Origin of the sequence: Roseovarius gaetbuli, from assembly GCF_900172365.1 — a bacterium.
Lineage (GTDB): Bacteria > Pseudomonadota > Alphaproteobacteria > Rhodobacterales > Rhodobacteraceae > Roseovarius > Roseovarius gaetbuli.
This window is the reverse complement of record NZ_FWFJ01000005.1, coordinates 109,215-129,287: the sequence shown is the minus strand read 5'-3', so window position 1 is coordinate 129,287 and position 20,073 is coordinate 109,215. Positions and strand designations below refer to the sequence as shown.

The 20,073-nt window shown below is 60.6% G+C and carries 21 protein-coding genes; 10 read left to right on the top strand and 11 right to left on the bottom strand.

The window, feature by feature from the left end; genetic code table 11:
• Nucleotides 1-163: 163 nt before the first annotated feature.
• The 5 genes from ROG8370_RS04500 (at nucleotide 164) to ROG8370_RS04480 (ending at nucleotide 5,010) form a co-directional block, all read left to right on the top strand.
• The gene (locus ROG8370_RS04500) at nucleotides 164-493 is read left to right on the top strand and encodes a hypothetical protein (protein ID WP_139838040.1); all 330 of its coding nucleotides are present in this window, start codon (nucleotides 164-166) and stop codon (nucleotides 491-493) included.
• A gap of 536 nt (nucleotides 494-1,029) precedes the next feature.
• Nucleotides 1,030-2,109, top strand: coding sequence for an extracellular solute-binding protein (locus tag ROG8370_RS04495; protein WP_085825880.1), 1,080 nt, complete (start codon nucleotides 1,030-1,032; stop codon nucleotides 2,107-2,109).
• Between the two features lie 75 nt (nucleotides 2,110-2,184).
• A complete protein-coding gene (locus ROG8370_RS04490; protein WP_085825879.1) occupies nucleotides 2,185-3,288 on the top strand; it encodes an ABC transporter ATP-binding protein in 1,104 nt (367 codons plus the stop codon).
• A complete protein-coding gene (locus tag ROG8370_RS04485; protein WP_085825878.1) occupies nucleotides 3,288-4,145 on the top strand; it encodes an ABC transporter permease in 858 nt (285 codons plus the stop codon). Before ROG8370_RS04490 ends, ROG8370_RS04485 begins: the two co-directional genes overlap by 1 nt.
• Before the next feature lie 13 nt (nucleotides 4,146-4,158).
• On the top strand, nucleotides 4,159-5,010 hold the full coding sequence (locus tag ROG8370_RS04480) for an ABC transporter permease (protein ID WP_085825877.1): 852 nt from the start codon (nucleotides 4,159-4,161) through the stop codon (nucleotides 5,008-5,010).
• An 11-nt stretch (nucleotides 5,011-5,021) separates the two neighbouring features.
• Here the strand turns inward: ROG8370_RS04480 and ROG8370_RS04475 are convergent, their stop codons facing one another.
• Entirely contained in the window at nucleotides 5,022-5,423 is a 402-nt protein-coding gene (locus ROG8370_RS04475; protein WP_085825876.1) for a c-type cytochrome, read from the bottom strand.
• Nucleotides 5,424-5,558: 135 nt separating this feature from the next.
• Nucleotides 5,559-7,133 (bottom strand): lysine--tRNA ligase, encoded by a 1,575-nt coding sequence (locus ROG8370_RS04470; protein WP_085825875.1) that lies wholly within the window; start codon nucleotides 7,131-7,133, stop codon nucleotides 5,559-5,561.
• Between the two features lie 120 nt (nucleotides 7,134-7,253).
• Between ROG8370_RS04470 and ROG8370_RS04465 the strand changes: the two genes are divergently transcribed.
• The 3 genes from ROG8370_RS04465 to ROG8370_RS04455 all read left to right on the top strand — a co-directional run bounded on the left by ROG8370_RS04465 (nucleotide 7,254) and on the right by ROG8370_RS04455 (nucleotide 8,401).
• Complete coding sequence (locus ROG8370_RS04465; RefSeq protein WP_085825890.1) at nucleotides 7,254-7,679, top strand: tellurite resistance TerB family protein; 426 nt, start codon at nucleotides 7,254-7,256, stop codon at nucleotides 7,677-7,679.
• A complete protein-coding gene (locus tag ROG8370_RS04460) occupies nucleotides 7,676-8,092 on the top strand; it encodes a L,D-transpeptidase (RefSeq protein ID WP_085825874.1) in 417 nt (138 codons plus the stop codon). Before ROG8370_RS04465 ends, ROG8370_RS04460 begins: the two co-directional genes overlap by 4 nt.
• 72 nt (nucleotides 8,093-8,164) lie before the next feature.
• Nucleotides 8,165-8,401: an Lrp/AsnC ligand binding domain-containing protein gene (locus ROG8370_RS04455; protein ID WP_085825873.1), complete on the top strand. Its 237-nt coding sequence runs from the start codon at nucleotides 8,165-8,167 to the stop codon at nucleotides 8,399-8,401.
• Here the strand turns inward: ROG8370_RS04455 and ade are convergent.
• The 9 genes from ade to ROG8370_RS04410 form a co-directional block, all read right to left on the bottom strand.
• Nucleotides 8,398-10,092, bottom strand: a complete 1,695-nt coding sequence (ade, locus tag ROG8370_RS04450) for an adenine deaminase (RefSeq protein WP_085825872.1) — start codon at nucleotides 10,090-10,092, stop codon at nucleotides 8,398-8,400. The two genes, ROG8370_RS04455 and ade, sit on opposite strands and share 4 nt — an antisense overlap.
• A 102-nt stretch (nucleotides 10,093-10,194) precedes the next feature.
• Nucleotides 10,195-12,243 carry an ASKHA domain-containing protein gene (locus ROG8370_RS04445; protein WP_085825871.1) on the bottom strand — a complete coding sequence of 683 codons (2,049 nt, stop codon included), beginning with the start codon at nucleotides 12,241-12,243 and terminating at the stop codon, nucleotides 10,195-10,197.
• 119 nt (nucleotides 12,244-12,362) lie between these two features.
• Complete coding sequence (locus tag ROG8370_RS04440) at nucleotides 12,363-13,058, bottom strand: hypothetical protein (RefSeq protein ID WP_085825870.1); 696 nt, start codon at nucleotides 13,056-13,058, stop codon at nucleotides 12,363-12,365.
• Between the two features lie 52 nt (nucleotides 13,059-13,110).
• Nucleotides 13,111-14,259, bottom strand: a complete 1,149-nt coding sequence (locus ROG8370_RS04435) for a CaiB/BaiF CoA transferase family protein (protein ID WP_085825869.1) — start codon at nucleotides 14,257-14,259, stop codon at nucleotides 13,111-13,113.
• Between the two features lie 95 nt (nucleotides 14,260-14,354).
• Nucleotides 14,355-15,701 carry a 3-phosphoshikimate 1-carboxyvinyltransferase gene (gene aroA, locus ROG8370_RS04430; protein WP_085825868.1) on the bottom strand — a complete coding sequence of 449 codons (1,347 nt, stop codon included), beginning with the start codon at nucleotides 15,699-15,701 and terminating at the stop codon, nucleotides 14,355-14,357.
• Between the two features lie 154 nt (nucleotides 15,702-15,855).
• Nucleotides 15,856-16,206 (bottom strand): RidA family protein, encoded by a 351-nt coding sequence (locus ROG8370_RS04425; protein ID WP_085825867.1) that lies wholly within the window; start codon nucleotides 16,204-16,206, stop codon nucleotides 15,856-15,858.
• A 93-nt stretch (nucleotides 16,207-16,299) separates the two neighbouring features.
• On the bottom strand, nucleotides 16,300-16,773 hold the full coding sequence (locus ROG8370_RS04420) for a hypothetical protein (RefSeq protein ID WP_245827201.1): 474 nt from the start codon (nucleotides 16,771-16,773) through the stop codon (nucleotides 16,300-16,302).
• Between the two features lie 114 nt (nucleotides 16,774-16,887).
• Nucleotides 16,888-17,235: an antibiotic biosynthesis monooxygenase family protein gene (locus tag ROG8370_RS04415; protein ID WP_085825865.1), complete on the bottom strand. Its 348-nt coding sequence runs from the start codon at nucleotides 17,233-17,235 to the stop codon at nucleotides 16,888-16,890.
• Complete coding sequence (locus ROG8370_RS04410) at nucleotides 17,232-17,555, bottom strand: NIPSNAP family protein (protein ID WP_085825864.1); 324 nt, start codon at nucleotides 17,553-17,555, stop codon at nucleotides 17,232-17,234. The genes ROG8370_RS04415 and ROG8370_RS04410 overlap by 4 nt, the downstream gene beginning before the upstream one ends.
• Nucleotides 17,556-17,633: 78 nt before the next feature.
• Between ROG8370_RS04410 and ROG8370_RS04405 the strand changes: the two genes are divergently transcribed.
• Nucleotides 17,634-18,317, top strand: coding sequence for an ArsR/SmtB family transcription factor (locus tag ROG8370_RS04405; protein ID WP_085825863.1), 684 nt, complete (start codon nucleotides 17,634-17,636; stop codon nucleotides 18,315-18,317).
• Nucleotides 18,318-18,366: 49 nt separating this feature from the next.
• On the top strand, nucleotides 18,367-19,875 hold the full coding sequence (pdxR, locus tag ROG8370_RS04400; protein ID WP_085825862.1) for a MocR-like pyridoxine biosynthesis transcription factor PdxR: 1,509 nt from the start codon (nucleotides 18,367-18,369) through the stop codon (nucleotides 19,873-19,875).
• Nucleotides 19,876-20,073 lie beyond the last annotated feature (198 nt).

Sequence of the window (20,073 nt, the reverse complement as noted above, 5' to 3'; positions counted from 1 at the left end):
TCCGCCTGCTTCAGGATCGTCATGATCTGAGCGTCGCTAAATCGTCCGTTCTTCATCGTAAATCTCCTCAGATATCTTGCCGAGAAAATTCTACTTTTGAACACCACTAATTTTGGGGGGGATTACCGAGGCAGCTTTCCGTGAGCGAAAGATAGAAATCTACTTGGATTTTCTGGAGACTCTTGAACATCTTCTGCTTGCCGCAAAACCAGAACTGGGGATGCCCTCACTTAACCAGAATGAACTTGTAGTCAAATTGGTAAAGGTTAGGACGAAGGCTGTGCTATGGGGTTCAACTGGCGTATTGAAAGCTCTGAGTGACTTTTCAAAGGTTGGCGAAAGCAATCCGATCAAAATGTTCCGAGTTATCGAACAACTTCAACGCGAAATGCGCAAGGATCTAGGGCTTTCGAACTTCGGCCTTGAAGCGGACTTCTTTTCCAAACTGATCCTGTCAAATCCGGATGAATTTAACGCCCTAGAAAAACAGTAGTGCACATGTAGGGCGTGCATTCATGGCACGCCAATCCTCAAAGCATTCAAAAAAACATCGCCTTTCCGCGAACTGCAAGCGTAGGGTGGGTGCCAACCCACTATGAAAACGCCTTAACCCCATCGGGCACGCGTGGGTTTCACCCACCCTACGTGCGTCATCAACGCCTCTCCGCGCGAATAGCACCGAAGGTGCCGCGCGGATCGCCGGGCCGCCCGGACGGTCCGGCGATTTTGTGAGCAAGTGCGCCGTCGAGGGGACTCACAGATTTTGCAGGGATAAAGGGGCAGCCACTGGCGTTGTGTCGCCAGACCGCGGCCCTCTGGTGCGCGTGGCGTGGGGCAACCGCCTTGTGGGATAGGGTGTCACAAAACCCTCATCAAAGGCGGGTAGGTCATGCGCGAGGCTCTGCGGGTGCGCACATAAACGAACATTGTCGCGCGTGGGTCGAACATTAAATTTGACCAATCGGAAAATAAACCGCAAGCTATGCCAAAATAAGAAAACCGGAATCAATCTGTCCAAAAGGGGATGTCATGACACTGCTCGCAAACCGTCTTAAACTGGCCACTTCCGTGGTGGCCTTGACCATCGCGGGGCTTGCCCAAACCGCAAGCGCCGACACGCTGCGCCTGTTGACATGGGGCGGCTATGCGCCCGAAGACGTGGTCGCCGCCTTCGAGGCCGAAACCGGCCACACCGTCGAGGTGACCAAATCCAACAACGAAGAAATGATCGCCAAGCTACGCGCCACCGGCGGCGGCGGCTTTGATCTTGCACAGCCGAGCCAGGACCGCATCGCCGGCCCGCAGGCCGAGTTTGGCATCTACAAGCCGATGGACCTGTCGAAAATCGACGAGAGCCAGTTCATCCCCTCGATGCTTGCCGCGACCAAAGGCAACACCACCGTCGATGGCGCGGTTTACGGCGTGCCGCATGTCTGGGGCACCAGCGGCCTTGTGGTCGACACCGCCAAGGCGCCCGGCGTCAAGGATTACACCGACCTCTGCAACGCCGATGTGGCGGGCAAGGTTTCCTATCGCCTCAAGCGTCCGACGCTTATCGGGTTTGCCTTTGCGATGGGTCTTGACCCGTTTGCCGCTTACGGAGACGAGGCCGCCTATGCCGCCGTGATGGAAAAGGTCGAAGCCAAGCTCAAGGACTGCAAGCCCAATGTGAAGACCTATTGGGGTGGCGGTGACGAGTTGATGAACCTCGTGCGCTCTGGCGAAGTTGTGGCCTCGATGGCCTGGGATACCGGCGGCTGGAAGCTGAATGCCGACAACGCCGACATCACCTTTGTCGCGCCTGCCTCGGGGGCGCTTGGCTGGATCGATACCTTTGTTCTGCCGGCCAAGGGTGGCGCGGATCAGGCCGCCTATGACTGGATCAACTATGTGATGCGCCCCGAAGTCGCCGCGCAGATCACCGCCGTGGCCGGCAATTTCACCGCCTCGAAAGGCGCGGATGAATTTGCCTCGGACGAGTTGAAGGCCCGCTATCAGGCAAGCTTTCCGCCCGAAGCGGTGGATAACATCAAGTGGTATCCGCCCGTCCCCGCCGGTCTTGAAGTGATCGAAGGTGGCGTGCTTGACCGGGTGCAGGCCGCCAACTAAGGCGCGCACCCTCTCTTTGCGGCACCCGTTTTCGCGCGGGTGCCGTTTCTTTTTGATTCATCCCCCGGAAATGCCATGACCCCCGATCTGGAATGCAGCGCCCTGACCAAGCGGTTCGACCAAAGCCTTGCCGTTGATGATGTCTCGTTCTCGGTGCCGCCGGGGTCGTTCTTTTCCATTCTCGGGCCGTCGGGCTGTGGCAAGACCACGATCATGCGGATGATTGCCGGGTTTTTGCCCCCGACCAGCGGCGACATCCGGATCAAGGGCAAATCGGTGCTTGATGTGCCGCCCAACAAGCGGCCGGTGAACATGGTGTTCCAGCATCTTGCGCTTTTCCCGATGATGAACATTGCCGACAACATCGGCTATGGCCTGCGCCGCAAGGGCATGGCCAAGACAGAGATCACCCGCAAGGTCGGCGAGGTTCTGGATCGTATCGGTCTTCCGGATATTGCCAACCGCAAGGTTGACGAGCTTTCGGGTGGGCAGAAACAGCGCGTGGCGATTGCCCGCTGCATGGTGCTTGAACCCGATGTGTTGCTGCTGGATGAACCGCTTGGCGCGCTTGATCTCAAGCTGCGCGAGCATATGAAGATCGAGCTCAAGGCGCTTCAGGCGGCGTTTGACACGACCTTTGTCTATATAACCCATGATCAGTCAGAGGCATTGGTGATGTCCGATCAGATCGCGGTAATGAACGCCGGGCGGTTTGAACAGATCGGCACCGCGCAGGAGCTTTACTATCGCCCCGACACCGCCTTTGTCGCCGGCTTTGTCGGCGACAGCAATCGGTGGGCCGGCAAGGTTGAAACGGTTGAGGGTGGCACGCTTGCGCTGCGCACCGATGGCGGGCTTTTGATGCGCGCCACGGCCCATGACCGGACCCTCGCAACCGGGGATCGCGCCGAGATATTCGTGCGCCCCGAGGCGATCCGCCTTGCGCGTTCTGACGCCGATCTTGCGCATTTTGACAACCGGTTAAGCGGTCAGGTGACCAGCCTTTTGTTCAATGGCGCGGCCAGCCGTATCCTTGTGCAATCAACGCAAGGTGGCCCCGAGATCGAAGTGACCCTGCCGCAATCGGGCGAGTTTTCCGATGTTGGACGCGGCGACGCGGTGCATATCGGTTGGTCCGGGGACCAGAGCAACTGCTTTGCCTTAGACGGGGCCGCGTGATGCAGGCCGGGACCCGCCTTGGCTTTATCCTCTTGCTGACGCCGCTTTTGCTGTGGCTGACACTGCTGATCATCATCCCGCATATCGACATGCTCCTGTTGTCGCTGCGCGAAAGGGTCGGCGTCGGGCAATATGCCACCAGCCCGGCCAATTACCTGACCTTCTTTGGCGAGCCGCTTTACCTGCGGACATTCATGCGCACGGCCGTGATGTCGGTGCTGGCCACGGTGATCACCCTTTTGATCGCCTTTCCGGTGTCGTTCTACATTGCCAAGATCGCCAAGGGGCGGGCGCAATCCTCGTTGTTTCTGCTCTGTCTCGTGCCGTTCTGGGTGTCCGAACTTGTGCGCACGTTTGGCTGGATGATCCTGCTGCGCGAAACCGGGTTGATCTCGACCTTGCTGCAATATCTTGGTCTCGCCTCGGGGCCGGTCGAGATGCTTTACAATGATGCGGCGATGATGGTGGGGCTTGTCTATACCTCGATGCTGTTCATGGTCGTGCCGCTTGTCACGACGCTTGAAAGCCTTGACGACGCGGTGATCGAGGCGGGTTACGACCTTGGCGGAAGCGGCATAAGCGTCCTGCGCGAGATCATCATCCCGCATGCCACGCCGGGCATCGTATCCGGGTCGATCGTGGTCTTCATGCTTAGCCTCGGCAATTACCTGACGCCGACCATGCTTGGCGGCAAGGATAGCCTCTGGTTCACCGAGCTGATCTATTCTCAGTTCATCGTGCGCTTTAACTGGGAATTGGGCGCGGCGTTTGGCTTCATGCTTTTGATCCTGTCGTCGGTGATTGTCTGGGGCATGCTGCGCGTGACCGGCCAGACGCTTGAAAAGACAATGGGTTGAGGGGGCCAAAGCGATGATACCTTCGATGCCGCAACCGCGCGCTTACCGGCTTATCTATACCGGGTATATCGTGCTGTTCTTCGTCTATCTCGGCCTGCCGCTGGCGGTGGTTGCGGTGTTTGCCTTCAACGATAGCCAGTTTCCCTCGCTGCCTTGGGAAGGGTTTACCTGGAACTGGTTCTTTGGCGATGCGCGCCCGCAAATTGGCGCTTTTCATGAACGCCCGATCCTGCGCGCGATTGGCACCTCGGCCTTTGTGGGCTTGTGCGTCTCGGCGCTGTCGCTGGCGGTGGGTACGAGCAATGCGTTTCTCTTCAATCGGTATCAGTTTCGCGGGCGTGGCCTTTTATACGTGCTGATGCTCTTGCCGCTGGTCATTCCCGGCATTGTGCTTGGCATCTCGATCCTGGTGTTTTCAAGCACGGTTGCGAACGGTGCATGGGACGCTGTTAAGTGGGATATCACCGCCCTGCGCCCCGGCCTTGTTCTGGTGGTTCTGGGGCAGTTTTCCTTTATCACCACGATTGCCACGCTGGTGATCGCCGCGCGGCTTCAAAAGTTTGACCGCACCCTGGAAGAGGCCGCCCTGAACCTCGGTGCAGACCGGCTGACGGCCATTCGCACGATAACCCTGCCCTATCTCATGCCCGCGATGATTGGGGCGTTTGTGGTGGCGTTCCTGATGAGTTTCGAGAACTTCAACACGACCTTGATGCTTGTCGGCTCTGACGCACCGCTGACCATCGCGATGTTTGACCGGCTCAAAGAAGGCTCTACTCCGCTTCTCAATGCCGTGTCGCTGTTGCTGATGCTCGGCTCGTCCTGCCTTGCGCTGGTGATGATCGCGTTTCAGCGCAAATCCTGAACCTTGCCGCCCTAGCCCTGCTGAATGCTTTGCAAATAGGCCATCAGTGCCGCCAAGGGGCGCGGGGTTGGGGTCAGCACGCCGTCCCCCACATCAACAGGCACGGTGTCGCCCTTAAGCAATAGGCCGAACTCCGGCATCTCCTGCCCCGGAAGGCCAGTGCGGTCATATCCGTCGATCACCGAGAGCACATGTGCGCGCGGGAATTCACCGCCGGGCGAGAGTTGGGTCAGGTCCGCAGGCGGCGGGGTCATGCCCTTGGCCCAAGGCCCGTCGCCCTTGCCGCCTGTGCCATGACATTGCGCGCAATTCTCGGCGAAAATCGCGGCACCCTCGCTGGCGTCTGGCATGGTGGCGCTTTGCACACAGGCGGCGACCGCCGCAATCAATCCAAATCCGATCAGATATTTCATCACGCTCTCCCTGCCGTTTTGATAGCCGCCCTGTCATTGCATTGCATTGATCTCGCGCAAGCAAACGGGCGTCACACGCAGTCTAGCCGCGCGATAGAATCGGCGCAATGAAGGGTGCCGCTCATCCGCCCTCGCTCAGGACAGCTCGCCTGCAAGGCCCCCGTCGATCAGCGCCACGGTTTCCTTGACCCCGTAAAGCGCGATGAAGCCACCGAAACGCGGGCCCTGGCTTGCGCCCAAGAGCACCTCGTAGAGCGTCTTGAACCAGTCGCGCAGCGGATCGAACCGATCACGGCCAACACCGTAGACGATGCTTTGCAGGGCTTCGTCGTCAAGCGGGCCATCATAGGCAGCAAGCTGATCGCGCAGGTCAATCAGCGCCTCGCGCTCAAGATCATTCGGCGCACGATAGGTTTTCGCGGGCGCCACGAAGTCTTCGTAATATTTGACCGCATAGCCCGCCGCCGCATCCAGATCGGGGTGGGTTTCGGGGCTGGCATCGGGCGCATAGCGGCGAATAAAGCCCCAGAGCGCCTCTTTGTCATGCGCCGAGGCGACCGAGGCCAGATTGAGCAGCATCGAGAACGACACCACCATATGGCTTTCGGGCACGTCGCCGCCGTGGATGTGCCAGACCGGATTGTTGAGCCGCGCCGCCGTATCCTGCGTCGCATAGGCGCGCAACTGCTGGTGATACTCGTCAACCGCCTTGGGGATCACATCGAAATGCATCCGCTTGGCGGTTTTGGGCTTTTGGTACATGAAGTACGACAGGCTCTCGGTGGCGGCATAGGTCAGCCATTCGTCGATCGACACGCCATTGCCCGAACTTTTCGAAATCTTCTGGCCGTTTTCATCCAAAAACAGCTCGTAGGTGAAGTGCTCGGGCGCGCGGCCACCAAGCACCCGGCAGATCCCGTCATAGATCGGGGTATTGGCGGAATGGTCCTTGCCGTACATCTCGAAATCAACACCAAGCGCGGCCCATCGTGCGCCGAAATCGGGCTTCCATTGCAGTTTGACGTTGCCGCCGGTCAGCGGGAGCGTCCATTCGCGCCCGTCTTCGTCATCAAAGGTGATGGTGCCCTCGGCGGCGTTCACCTCTTTCATCGGCACGTAAAGCACGCGACCGGTTTCGGGGTGGATCGGCAGGAAGATCGAATAGGTCTGCTGGCGCTCTTCGCGCAGCGACTTGAGCATGATCGCCATGACCTTGTCATACTCACGCGCAGCGCGCAGAAGCACCTCGTCAAACCGGCCAGTGCCGTAGAATTCCGTGGCCGAGATGAACTCGTATTCAAACCCGAAGGTATCAAGGAAGCGGCGCAGCATGGCGTTGTTATGGGCGCCGAAACTGTCGTGGGTGCCAAAGGGATCGGGCACGCTTGTCAGCGGCTTTTGCAGATGCTCGGCAAGCGCCTCGGGATCGGGCACATTGCCCGGCACCTTGCGCATGCCGTCAAGGTCGTCGGAAAAACAGATAAGACGCGTCGGGATATCGCTTATCACCTCAAAGGCGCGCTTGATCATCGTGGTGCGCGCCACCTCACCAAAGGTGCCGATATGCGGCAGGCCAGAGGGGCCATACCCGGTCTCAAACAGCACATAGCCCTTTTCCGGCGGCGCCTTTTCATACCGTTTGAGCACGCGGCGCGCCTCTTCAAAAGGCCAGGCTTTCGAATTCATAGCAGCGTCGCGCAGATCAGACATCGGGTATTCTCCAGGATTCGCCTTGCCGAAAGACCGACAAGGCATCGCCGCTACCTATTGCCGGGGGGCGCAACAGTCAATATTCTGCACCGCAACAGCGCAAGCCTGAAAGGCAACCCAATGACCGAGCAGATCGAACATTCCCTTACCCCGCAAGATTGCCTTGTGGCCGTCATGATTGCCGTTTCCGCCTCTGACGAAGACATCCGCACTGCCGAATTGGTGAAAATCGAAAGCGCCGTCAACAATCTGCCGATTTTTGCGGATTACGATATGGACCGGGTTGGCGTGGTCTCTCGGACCGTTTTCGACCTGTTCAGCGTCGAAGATGGGCTTGATGCGCTGTTTGGTCTCATCCGCTCGGACCTGCCGGAGCGGCTTAACGAGACGGCCTATGCCCTGGCCTGTGACGTGGGTGCGGCGGATGGAACGCTGAACGAACGCGAACTGCGGCTCTTGGAAGAGCTGCGCTATGAGCTCAACATCGACCGGCTGCATGCCGCCGCGATCGAGCGCGGCTCGCGGGCGCGCCACATGACCCTATGATCCGCGCACTCGCCACGCTCGCCATTCTTTTGCTTCCGCTGACGGCCCGGGCCGGGATGGTCGACGTGCGCATTGATTTGTCGGATCAGGAAATAACCGTCTCACTTGATGATCGGCCGCAGTATTTCTGGCCGGTCTCGACCGCGCGGGCGGGCAAATGCACGCCCATCGGCACCTATGGCGTGCAGTCGATGAAGCGCATGCATTATTCAACGCTCTACAAGAACGCGCCGATGCCGTGGTCGATCTTTTTCAACGGCAATTACGCCATCCATGGCACCACCCAGATCGACCGCCTTGGCACCCCGGCCTCGGCCGGTTGCGTGCGCCTGCATCCCGAGAACGCCAAGGCGCTGTTTGACATGGTGCTTGCGAACGGTCGCGCCAACACCGTGATCCGGATTGAGGATTAAGGCGATTTTCCCGGTTTCCCTTTCAGGGCAATCGGTGGTTAACTCAGCCCACCATTCAAAAGAGGTTTTCAGATGCGCTGTGTCTTCGTGAATATCCGCTGCAAGCCCGGCACGTCCTATCGCGTCGCCGAAGAGATCGCTCTGCGCGAAATCCACTCCGAGCTTTATTCGATCAGCGGGCCGTTTGATCTTTTGCTGAAACTCTACATTCCGGAAAATGCGGACGTCGGGCATTACATCAACGAGAACCTGCTTGATATCGGCGGGATCGAGCGGACCGAGACCACCCTGACCTTCAAGGCGTTCTAGCTTATAATCTCAAAGCGGGTCACATCGACCAGCCCGCGATCGGTGATCTTGAGCGCGGGAATGACCGGCAGCGCCAGGAACGCCAGCTGCAAGAACGGTTCCTGTAACCCGACGCCAAGCGATTTGGCCGCCGCGCGCAGGTCAATCAGACGGTCGCGCACCACCTCAAAGTTCTCAAGGCTCATCAAGCCCGCCACCGGCAGGGCCAGTTCGGCCAGAACCTCGCCATCGCGAACCACGACAAAGCCGCCCTCAATCTCGCCAAGGCGGTTGGCGGCGCGCGCCATATCGGCGTAATCGACCCCGACGCAGGCGATATTGTGGTGATCGTGACAGACGGTCGAGGCAATCGCCCCCGCCCTGATGCCAAAGCCGCGCACAAAGCCGGTGGCGATATTGCCGTTCTTGCCATGCCGCTCGATCACCGCGATCCGCGCCAGATCACGCGCGACATCGGGGCGCTTGTCACCGTCCTTGATCGCGATGTCCTCATTCAGATGTTCGGTGATGATCTTACCTTCGATAATGCCGATAACATGGGTTTCCTCGCGGTTGCCCGCGCTGCGAAAATCCTGCGCCGTGACCTTGGGCGCCTTCACCGATCCGCGCGCCACCGGGGCCACCGTGGCGCGCGCCTCAAAGGCCGCCGGATCGGCCAGTTGCCCGGCGCAGAGCACAAGTTGCACATCGCAAGCCTCAAGCGATTTAACCGCGACGACATCGGCGCGCTTGCCGGGCGCGATCACACCGCGATCCTTAAGGCCAAAGGCCTCGGCACCCGACAGCGACGCGGCGCGATAGGCCGCCAGAACCGGCGTGCCGCGCGCAATCAGGGTGCGGATCATGTGATCAAGATGGCCCTCTTCCGCGATATCAAGCGGGTTGCGATCATCGGTACACAGGCACATGTAAGGCGCTGTAATATCGGTCAAAACCGGCTGAAGCGCGATCAGGTCCTTGCTCACCGATCCTTCGCGGATCAGCACGCGCATGCCTTTCTGAAGCTTTTCGCGCGCCTCCTCGGCTGTGGTCGCCTCATGCTCGGTGCGGATACCCGCCGCACAATAGGCATTGAGGTCACGACCAGAGAGTTGCGGGCAATGCCCGTCGATATGACCGCCCTCAAACAGCGCCAGCTTGGCCATCGCACCGGGATCACGATGAATGACGCCGGGGTAATTCATGAACTCGGCAAGCCCGATGCCCGAAGGATGCCCCATCACCTCAGCAAGGGCCCCTGCGTCAATCTCGTCGCCCGCCGTTTCCATGTCGGTCGAGGGCACACAAGACGACAATTGCACCCGGATATCCATCACCGTGCGGGTGCTGGCCTCTTGGAAATAGCGGATGCCGTCAAGACCGATGACATTGGCAATTTCATGCGGGTCACAGATCGCGGTGGTCACCCCGTGGGGCGTAACACAGCGGTCAAATTCAAACGGCGTGACAAGCGAGCTTTCGATATGCAGATGGGTGTCGATAAAGCCGGGCACCAAGGTCATGCCAGTCACATCCAGCACCTCGCGCCCCTCGTAAACCGCGCCGATGCCCACGATGGTATCACCGCAAATCGCCACATCGCCGGGGATCATCGCGCCGGTCACAAGGTCAAACACCGTGCCGCCGCGCAACACAAGATCGGCCGGGGCATCGCCCCGCCCCTGTGCAATCCGCGCTTCCAGCTCTGCCATGGGTCGCCCTCCGTCTGTCTCGCGTCAAGTGTCGCGCAGCACCGTCACCGCCACAACCCCAAAGCGAGACAGCCCGTCAGGGCTGGCGAGCGCCGGTGCCCCTTACGAACGCCGCCGTCTGCGCCGCCCGCCGTCGCCCTCGCCATCCTCGCCACGCGTGTTAAAACTCGGGTTCGGCAGTGTGACGATCTTGGCCAGCTCCGGGAACGGGTCGGTCTTGTGCGGAATGGCATTGGCGGCCACGAAATGTTCCTGAAACTTCGGCTCGATCGCGGTTTCGACCTTGGTGATCTGGCCGACCACACGCTCGATCTCGGCACGCGCGGCGACGTTGCAAAGCGCGATCCGCGCGCCGGTGCCCGCCGCATTGCCCGCACTCGTGACCTTGTCCAGCGGCACATCGGGGATCATGCCAAGAACCATCGCATGTTTGCTGCTGATATGGGCGCCAAACGCCCCGGCCAGCACCACACGATCGACCTTGTCGACCCCGCGCTCGTCCATCAACAGGCGCGCGCCGGCATAAAGCGCCGATTTCGCAAGCTGAATGGCGCGGATATCGCCTTGGGTGACGGTGATACGCGGCCCACCCTGATCGGTGGCGTCACAGATAAGATAGGCATGGGTACGCCCCTCGGCGATCATGCGCGCGCTGCCCGTCGCCTCGGCCGAGCCGATAAGCCCGCTTTCGTCGAGCAAGCCGGCCATGCGCAATTCGGCCACCGCCTCGATGATGCCAGAGCCACAGATACCGGTGATTCCGCTACCCTCGGTGGCCGCGTCAAAACCCTCTTCATCCGACCAAAGATCGCTTCCGATCACGCGAAAGCGCGGCTCCTTGGTGACCGGATCAATCCGGATGGCGTCAATCGCGCCGGGGGCTGCGCGCTGTCCGCTTGAAATCTGCGCGCCCTCGAACGCCGGGCCGGTGGGCGACGAACAGGCCAGCACGCGGGTCTTGTCGCCAAGCAGGATCTCGGCATTGGTGCCCACATCGACAATAAGCACCAGATCCTCGGATTTGCCGGGTTCTTCGCTCAGCGCCACAGCGGCGGCATCGGCCCCCACATGCCCCGCAATACACGGCAGGATATAGACCCGCGCGCGCGGATTGATCACGCTAAGATCAAGCTCTTTGGCATCCATCGACAGGCTTCCCGAGGTCGCAAGAGCAAACGGCGCCTGTCCAAGTTCGACCGGATCAATCCCAAGCAAAAGGTGGTGCATGACCGGATTGCAGACGAACACGGTTTCCACGATCAACGCCGGGGCAATACCCGCCTCCTTGGCGATTTCCTCGGCCAGAGTGTTGAGCGCATCGCGCACCGAGGCGGTCATTTCCTTGTCGCCGCCGGGGTTCATCATCGCATAGCTGACCCGGCTCATCAGGTCTTCGCCAAAGCGGATCTGCGGGTTCATGATGCCGGAACTTGCCACCACTTCGCCGGTTTCAAGATTGGTCAGATGCGCCGCAACCGTGGTCGAGCCAAGATCGATGGCAAGCCCATAAAGCCCGCCTTCATGCAGGCCGGGCCAGATCTCAAGCACCCGCGCCGATGTGTCATTATGCGATTTGTGAAGCGCCACGGTCACCTGGTACTTGCCCTTGCGCACCACCGACTGAAGCTTGGACAAAAGGCTAAGGTCGGTGTGGATTTCGGGGATTTCCCATTGCTCGCGCAATGCCCGCGCCACCCGCTCCAGATCGCCGGTCGGCTCGTGCATATCGGCCTCTTCAACCTCGACGAAGTAAAGCTTGGTGGCCGGGTCCATCTCGATCACCCGGGCCGAGGCGGCCTTGCGCACCACCTGCTTGTGAACCTGGCTTTCGGGCGGCACGTCGATCACCACATCGCCCATGATCTGCGCCTGACAGCCAAGGCGACGCCCCGCCTTAAGGCCGCGCTTGTCCTGATAGCGCTGCTCGACACTGTTCCACTCTGACAGCGCCCTATCTTGCACGGTCACGCCATGCTTTGAAAACTCGCCATAGCCCGGCGTGATCTGGCATTTCGAACAAATCCCGCGACCGCCGCAGACCGAATCAAGGTCAACGCCCAACTGCCGCGCCGCCGTCAGGACCGGCGTGCCCTTGGGAAACCGCCCACGTTTGCCCGAGGGGGTAAAAACAACAAGGGGATCATTCGACATCTTTAGAATCCTGTTCATTGGCCTGTGTCCTGCGGCCCGAACATAAGCCATTCGCGCGCCGCGAACAGCCCGCAACCGTCAGAAAATATCCCCTTGGCGGCATCCCGTGGCCCGCGCCGCTAGCGCCAGGGGATTTCCCAGCCGAAAAGCCAGATCGCCATCGGCACCGGTGCCGTTGCAAGCGCGATGGTAAGCACGGTGGCAGGCATCCGGAAAAGCCCCGAAACCCCCGCCAAAAGCGTGATCCCGCCACCGCCGCCAATCACTGAATTGCCCGGAATATTGATCAGGACCGCCAGCCCCAAATAGCGAAACCGCAACACGTAAGGGCCAAACCGCGTCGGCAATTGCGATTGCAGAAACGCAACTCGCCCCTTGGGCGGCAGCCCCTCAAAGCGTTGCAACAACCGGCAGGCCCCGGTCAGATGGAGATCAAGAAACACCCGGTGCAGCCAGCGATAAGGCACCTTGCATCCTGCCACATAGGCCAGAGACAGGCCAAGGGTGGTGGCAATCCACACCATCGGCGCCACGCTTGGCCCGCTCAGCGCCAGAACCGAAAGCCCGATCTCGACCCCCGGCACAAACGGAATGGCAATCATCAGCGCATAGATCAACAATACGGCCAGCGTCAGCCCCGGCATCGCCCAGCTGTACTGGCTGGTCGAAATCCACGCCTCTGTTCGGGTGATCAGCGCATGCAAAGCGATCACCACCACCACAACCACAAGCAGGCGCACAAGCGTGCGCATAAGGCTTATTTTGACCGAGGGGGGCTCTGGCGTCATTTTACGGGAAGGGGGGTGTTCATCCATGGCACAACTCTAGGCGCATTGCCCCGCCTTGACCAAGTAAATCACAAGGCGATCACGGTCTTTTCAACCAATCGAGAACCGCCTGCCGATCGCCATCCAGCTCGGGCGCCGGTGCGCGAGTCTTGGGATCACTCAAGCCGCTGATCTTGATCGGATTTCCGGCAGCCACAAAGGTTGGCTTTCCGGCGCGATCCAGCACATCGACCACCATGTTGCGCGCTAGGATCTGCGGGTCCTGCAATACCTCGACAAGGTTCTGGATCGGCCCTGTCGGCACGCCTGCATCCTCCAGTGTCGCAATCCAATGCGCCTTTGTCTCCCCAAGCGTGACAGCCTCGATCAACCGCTTCAAAAGACGGTTGTTATCGCACCGCGCCGGGTTGGTGGCAAAGCGCGGATCATCCACCAAAGGCAGGCCAAGAACCTCGCACAACTTGGCAAAAAGCGCATCATTGCCGGCCGCGATCACGAACAGACCGTCGGCGGCGTGAAAGGTCTCGAACGGCGTGATCGACGGATGCCGCGCCCCCGAGGGCGCAGGCGGCGTGCCGGTGACCGTGGTCAGCGCAATCGCGTGCTCCAGAATGGCAAGCTGACTATCAAGCATCGCCACATCCACCTTGCGCCCAAGACCGGTCTTGGCGCGATCAATCACCGCCGCAAGCACACCCTGCGCCAGGAACATCCCTGCCACGATATCGCCGATAGAGGCCCCCACGCGCACCGGGTCGCGATCCTTCTCGCCGGTGATCGACATCACACCGCCGCGCGCCTGCACGACCATGTCATAGGCCGGGCGCAACGCATCCGGGCCGGTATGTCCAAAGCCGCTGACCGCGCCATAAATCAAACGCGGGAACCGCTCATGCAGCGCCTCCCAGCCAAGCCCGAGCTTTTCCATCACGCCGGGGCGGTAATTCTCAAGCACGATATCGGCGCGCGCCAGAAGCTGGTCAAAAATCTCGCGATCCGCTTCGGCCTTGAGATCAAGCGCAATTGACTGCTTGCCATGATTGATGGCGGCAAAATAGGCACTCTGGCCGTCCTTGAAAGGCGGAAAGCTGCGGGTGTCATCGCCCGCGCCGGGCCGCTCAACCTTGATCACACGCGCCCCAAGATCGCCAAGGCTCATCGACGCAAACGGCCCCGCCAGAACATGGGTCAGGTCCAACACGATCAAATCCTGTAACGGTGCGCTCATCGGCGGCTCTCCCTCTCAAACTCCAGACATGACTGGCGTCCCGGTTTCTTCTTGGCAAAAATACTCTCGCCGAAGGCGCCCTGACCTCACCGCGCTCAATCGCGTCGGATATCGGCCCCAAGCTCGGCCATAAGCCCCTCGAAGATCGGAAACGACGTGGCAATCGGGCTGGCGTCGTCAACGCTGACCGGGTTTTGCGTGGCCATGCCCATCACCATGAATGACATCGCAATCCGGTGGTCAAGATGGCTGGCACAGGTCTGCCCACCGGGCACATTGCCATGGCCAAGGCCGGTGACAATCCACCAATCAGGGCCATCCTCAACCTCAACCCCGCCCGCGCGCAGGCCTGCGGCCATCGCCTCGATCCGGTCGCTTTCCTTGACGCGCAATTCCTTGACGCCGCGCATCACGGTCTTGCCTTGGGCAAAGGCGGCAACAACCGACAGGACCGGGTATTCGTCGATCATCGAAGCGGCCCGCTCGGGCGGCACCTCGATGCCCTTGAGGTCGGGCGAAAAGCGCGCGCGCAGGTCGGCCACCGGCTCGCCCCCCTCTTCGCGCGGATTTTCATAGCTAAGGTCGGCCCCCATCTCGCGCAGCGTGGTAAAGAGACCCGCGCGCGTGGGGTTGAGGCCGATATTGGGCACAAGAACATCCGAGCCGGGCGTGATGATCGCCGCACAGACAGGGAAGGCCGCCGAACTTGGGTCGCGCGGCACGACGATGGTTTGGGGCGTCAACTCGGGCTGACCGGTGAGGGTGATAACGCGGCCCTCGTCCGTCTCCTGCGTGACGATCTCGGCCCCGAAGCCGGCCAGCATCCGCTCTGTGTGATCGCGGGTCGCCTCCTGCTCGATCACCACCGTTTGGCCCGGCGCATTCAGCCCGGCAAAAAGCACGGCCGATTTCACCTGCGCCGAGGGCACCGGCACGGTATAGCGCACCGGCACCGGATCGGCCGCGCCGACAATCGTCATCGGAAGCCGCCCGCCCGAGCGCCCGACCGACTGCGCGCCAAACAGCGCCAGCGGATCGGTCACCCGCGCCATCGGGCGTTTGTTGAGGCTGGCATCGCCGGTAAAGGTTGCCGTAATCGGGCAGGTCGCCATCGCGCCCATGATCAGGCGCACGCCGGTGCCGGAGTTGCCGCAATCAATCACATTTTCAGGTTCGCAGAACCCGCCTACACCAACGCCGTGCACATGCCATGTTCCGGCCTCGTCGCGGGTGACTTCGGCGCCAAAGGCGCGCATCGCGCGGGCGGTGTCGAGCACGTCTTCGCCTTCCAGCAGGCCGGTGATCACCGTTTCGCCGACCGCCAGAGCGCCAAGAATAAGCGAGCGGTGAGAGATGGATTTGTCACCGGGCACATCCGCCTGACCGCTTAACGGTCCGGATTTATGCGATGTCATGCGAATGGGGGTGGCGTGGCCAGACATGGGGGTGCCTCTTGGAAACGTTGGGTTAACCGCCTGATAGCGCAATCACGGCCCTGGGTCCATGACCCGCAAGCGCCGCAGTTTTGGCCCGCCGAAAGGATGCCTCCGGCGGGAGTATTTAGGGAACGATGAAAGTCACGTCCCGCGCGTCGGCTTAGGCCTGCGCGGCGATGATGATGAATTCGACCTTGTAGTCGGGGGTGGCCAGCTTGGCCTCGCCACAGGCGCGGGCCGGTGCATGACCGGGAGCAACCCAGGCATCCCAAACCGAATTCATCTCAGCAAAGTCGGCCATATCCGCGAGCCAGACAACCGCCTGCAGGATGCGGGTCTTGTCGGATCCGGCCTCGGCCAGAAGGGCATCGACCTTTTCAAGGCAGGTCTTGGTCTGATCGACCACAGTGTCGCCAGCGGTGCCGACCTGGCCGGCAAGGTAGACGGTGCCGTTGTGGGTGACGATCTGGCTCATGCGTTCGCCGGTGTGGTGGCGGGTGATATCGCTCATTGGGGCGGTCCTTTCGGTTGGTGTGCTTTGCCCTTTCTAGGCAGGCCACCCGGGCCGCGCCACAGGAAAACGACGCAAGGCCGCGCTATTGCGCTAGTTCCACCACCGCGGGCGGTCGTGGCGCGCCATCCAGCCGCCGATACTGAAGTGATCCCGCCGGATCAGCAACACCAGGGCGATGAAGGCACCAAGTACCGCGAGATCAATCACCTGGTTGCGGTGAATGGGAAAGCCGCGGTCATTGATCGCGAAGGGATCAAAGAACCCTTCCCAGCGGCGCAACACCGTAAACAGGTGCATGATCAGCAAGCTTCCGTAAGAGAAATACCGCAGCACGCCAAAGGCCACCAAAAGACAGAGCGCGATCTGAACCCCGCCGCCGACATAAACCTGCGTCAAGCTGACATCGACACCGTCAAAGTGCCGCGCGAGGTTCTGATATTGCTTGGGCGTGATGATCTTATGCGCCGCCCAGAGGAAAATGAACCACGCCAACCCCAGCCGAAGGATCAGCAGGGCAAGGGCATCAAGTTTGTCTTGCGGCGATAAGATGCCTTTGGGGTCCACGGCGATGACTCTCTTGATATCTGCGAAATGTTGCCCTCAGCCCTAGCGAGGGCGCGCGTTACAAGCAAATCACAGCTTGGCGAGAGGGTGTTTCACCCGGTCATGCCCCGCCCCTCAGGCGCCATGCGCGGCACGGCTATCCTCGGGGGCCTCAACGCGCTCGAACTTACCATAGTCACGGATCACGCTCACGACCCGCAGGCGATAGTCGTAAAACATCACCGCACGCCCGGCTTTTTGCGCGCCACGATGGGCCTCAAGCTGGCGCCATTGGATCACGGCGGCCTCATCTTGCCAGAACGACAGCGACAAAACCTTGCCGGGATTGGTCAGGCTTTGAAACCGCTCGACGCTGATGAATCCCGGAATGCTTTCGGCCAGAGGGCGCATTTTCGCGGCCATCTCAAGATAGGGCTCTGTCTGGCCTTCGCCGGGGATGACTTCGAATATCACTGCGATCATTGCGCGTCTCCTGTTGGGGCGCTGACCAGCCTGAGGAAGGTGCGGTCTTCGCGCAACAGAAACTTTCCCTGTTGGGCAAAGGCATAGTTTTCACACCCCAGCGGATCGGCGGCCAAGCGTTCGCGATAGGCCTCGTAGGCGGCGAGCGAGGGGATGTTATAGATGCCGTAGGCCAGGGTGCTGCTGCCCTCATGCGGGGCGAAATAGCCGATAAGATCGGCGCCACAGCGCGGAATGGCCTGCCCCCAATTACGGGCATATCGGGCAAACTGGTCTTTCTTGGTCGGGTCGATCTGATAGCGGATCACACAGGTCAGCATCTCGGGTCTCCTTTGGGTTGGGTGGCCTTGCTGTTCTGGCATATTGCGCGGCGCAAATGCTTCGGCTACGGTCGAAGTATGAAAGACGGCCCTGACATATCCCGCCTTGGCGCGCTGATCGGTGATCCGGCGCGCGCCAATATCCTGACCGCCCTGATGAGCGGCAAGGCCCTGACCGCGTCAGAGCTTGCAGGTGAGGCGGGCGTGACCCTGCAAACCGCATCTTCGCATCTTGCCAAGCTGGAACAGGGCGCTCTGATCCGAGTGCGGCGCGAAGGGCGGCATAAATACATCACACTTGCCTCCGATGATGTGGCGCATGTTCTAAAGGCGATGATGGGTCTGGCGGCAGGCAGCGGGCAATTGCGCACCCGCCCCGGCCCGCGTGACCCGGAAATGCGCCATGCGCGGATTTGTTATAACCACCTTGCAGGCGACATGGGCACGCGGATGTATGACAGCATGGTCGCACGCGGATTTCTTGACCATAGCGGCGACGCCCTGACGCTTGGAACGCAGGGGCGCGCGTTTGTCACGAACCTTGGCCTTGATCTTGACACCCTGCCCTCGCCGCGCGCACCGCTGTGCCGCGATTGCCTTGACTGGTCAGAGCGGCGCTCGCATCTGGCGGGGCGGCTTGGGCGCGGATTGCTGGCCCATTTCGAGACAACCGGCTGGGCCAGCCGCGTGCCCGACAGCCGGATCATCCGGTTTACGCCGCGCGGACAGGCCGCATTCAACGCCGCTTTTCCCGCGCTCTGATAACCATACCAGATTGCGCAGGAGATAAGTCCAATCTAGACTGACAGCCATGGCGATACCGGTCGAAACCTTTTTCCTTGCTCCCGACGCACAGGGCACCCTTCAGGCGCAGATTCAGCAGATGATCGCGCAGGGCATCCTGTCGGGGCGTTTTCGCAAGGGCGAAAAGCTTCCGTCCTCGCGCAAACTGGCCGGGCATCTTGGGGTCAGCCGAATCACAGTGACGCTCGCACTGACCGAATTGCAGGCCAATGATTACCTCGAGGCGCGGGATCGCTCGGGCTATTTCGTGTCGCAGAACGCACCGGAACCGCCCGCCTTTGGGGCACAGGGCCCGGCGCGCGATACGATCGACTGGTCCCGCGCGCTTGGCCGTCGCTTTACCGGCGGCGATACCCCGGAAAAGCCCCTGAACTGGGCGAGCTATCCCTATCCCTTCATCTATGGCCAGACCGACCCCTCGCTGTTTGATCATGCCAACTGGCGCCACTGTGCGCTTCAGGCCCTGGGCCAGAAGGATTTTCAATCGCTGACCTCGGATTACTATGATCAGGACGACCCCAAGCTGATCGAATTCATCGCCCGTCATACCCTTCCGCGGCGCGGGATATTGGCGCAGTCGGATGAAATTCTTGTGACGATGGGCGCACAGAACGCGCTTTGGCTCACGGCGCAGGTGCTTTTGACCCAGCGGCGCACGGCGGTGATCGAGAACCCGTGCTACCACGCCCTGCGCGATATTCTTGTGCAATCGCGCTGTCATCTTACGCCGATTGATGTGGATCGCGACGGCCTTCCGCCCGAGGCATTGCCGGATCATGCGGATGTGATTTTCACCACCCCAAGCCATCAGGCCCCGACCAATGCCACCATGCCCCTGGCGCGACGCAAGGCGCTTTTGGCCAAGGCAGCGGCGATGGATGCGCTGATCGTCGAGGATGATTACGAGTTTGAAATCTCCTTCCTGCGCGCGCCCTTGCCGGCGCTCAAATCGCTCGATTCCGAAGGGCGGGTGATTTATGTCGGCAGCTTTTCCAAGTCGATCTTTCCCGGCTTGCGGCTTGGCTATCTGGTTGGCTCCAAATCCTTTATCCGCGAATGCCGTGCGTTGCGCGCCAGTGTGTTGCGCCACCCGCCCGGCCATATCCAACGCACAGCGGCCTATTTCCTGTCGCTTGGACATTACGACAGTCTTGTGCGCCGCATGGGCCAGGTGTTTACCAAGCGCCGTCACACGATGGAAACGGCGCTCGCCGATCAAGGCCTTGGCGTGGCCGGGCGCGGGGTGTTTGGCGGATCGTCGATCTGGATGCGCGCGCCCGAGGATGTGGATATAACCGAAGTCGAACCGCGCTTGCGTGACGTCGGCGTGCTGATCGAGCCGGGCCATCCGTTCTTTTATGGCACCAATCGTCCGCGCAATTACTACCGCCTGGCCTATTCCTCGGTGCCCGCAGAGCGCATTGCGCCGGGCATCGAGCTATTGGCAAGGGAATTGGAAAAAGCGCGCGGCACGGGTGCGAATCGCGGAAAATCCGACGAAAAGACTGAAAAATAAAAGACTTTGCCGTATAAGTCAGCCAGCTTTGCGCCATTCCAAACCTTTCTTGCTATTCATTATTGAGATTGTTATTCTCAATTTCAAAGCAGTCTGGACATACTCTCGGACCCTTTCTGGCCCTAGAAGCGCGGGCCTCCGGGGGTTAGTTTCAGCCCAGATTTCCCCTTCAGGTGCCGTTCGGCACCGCGACCCAAG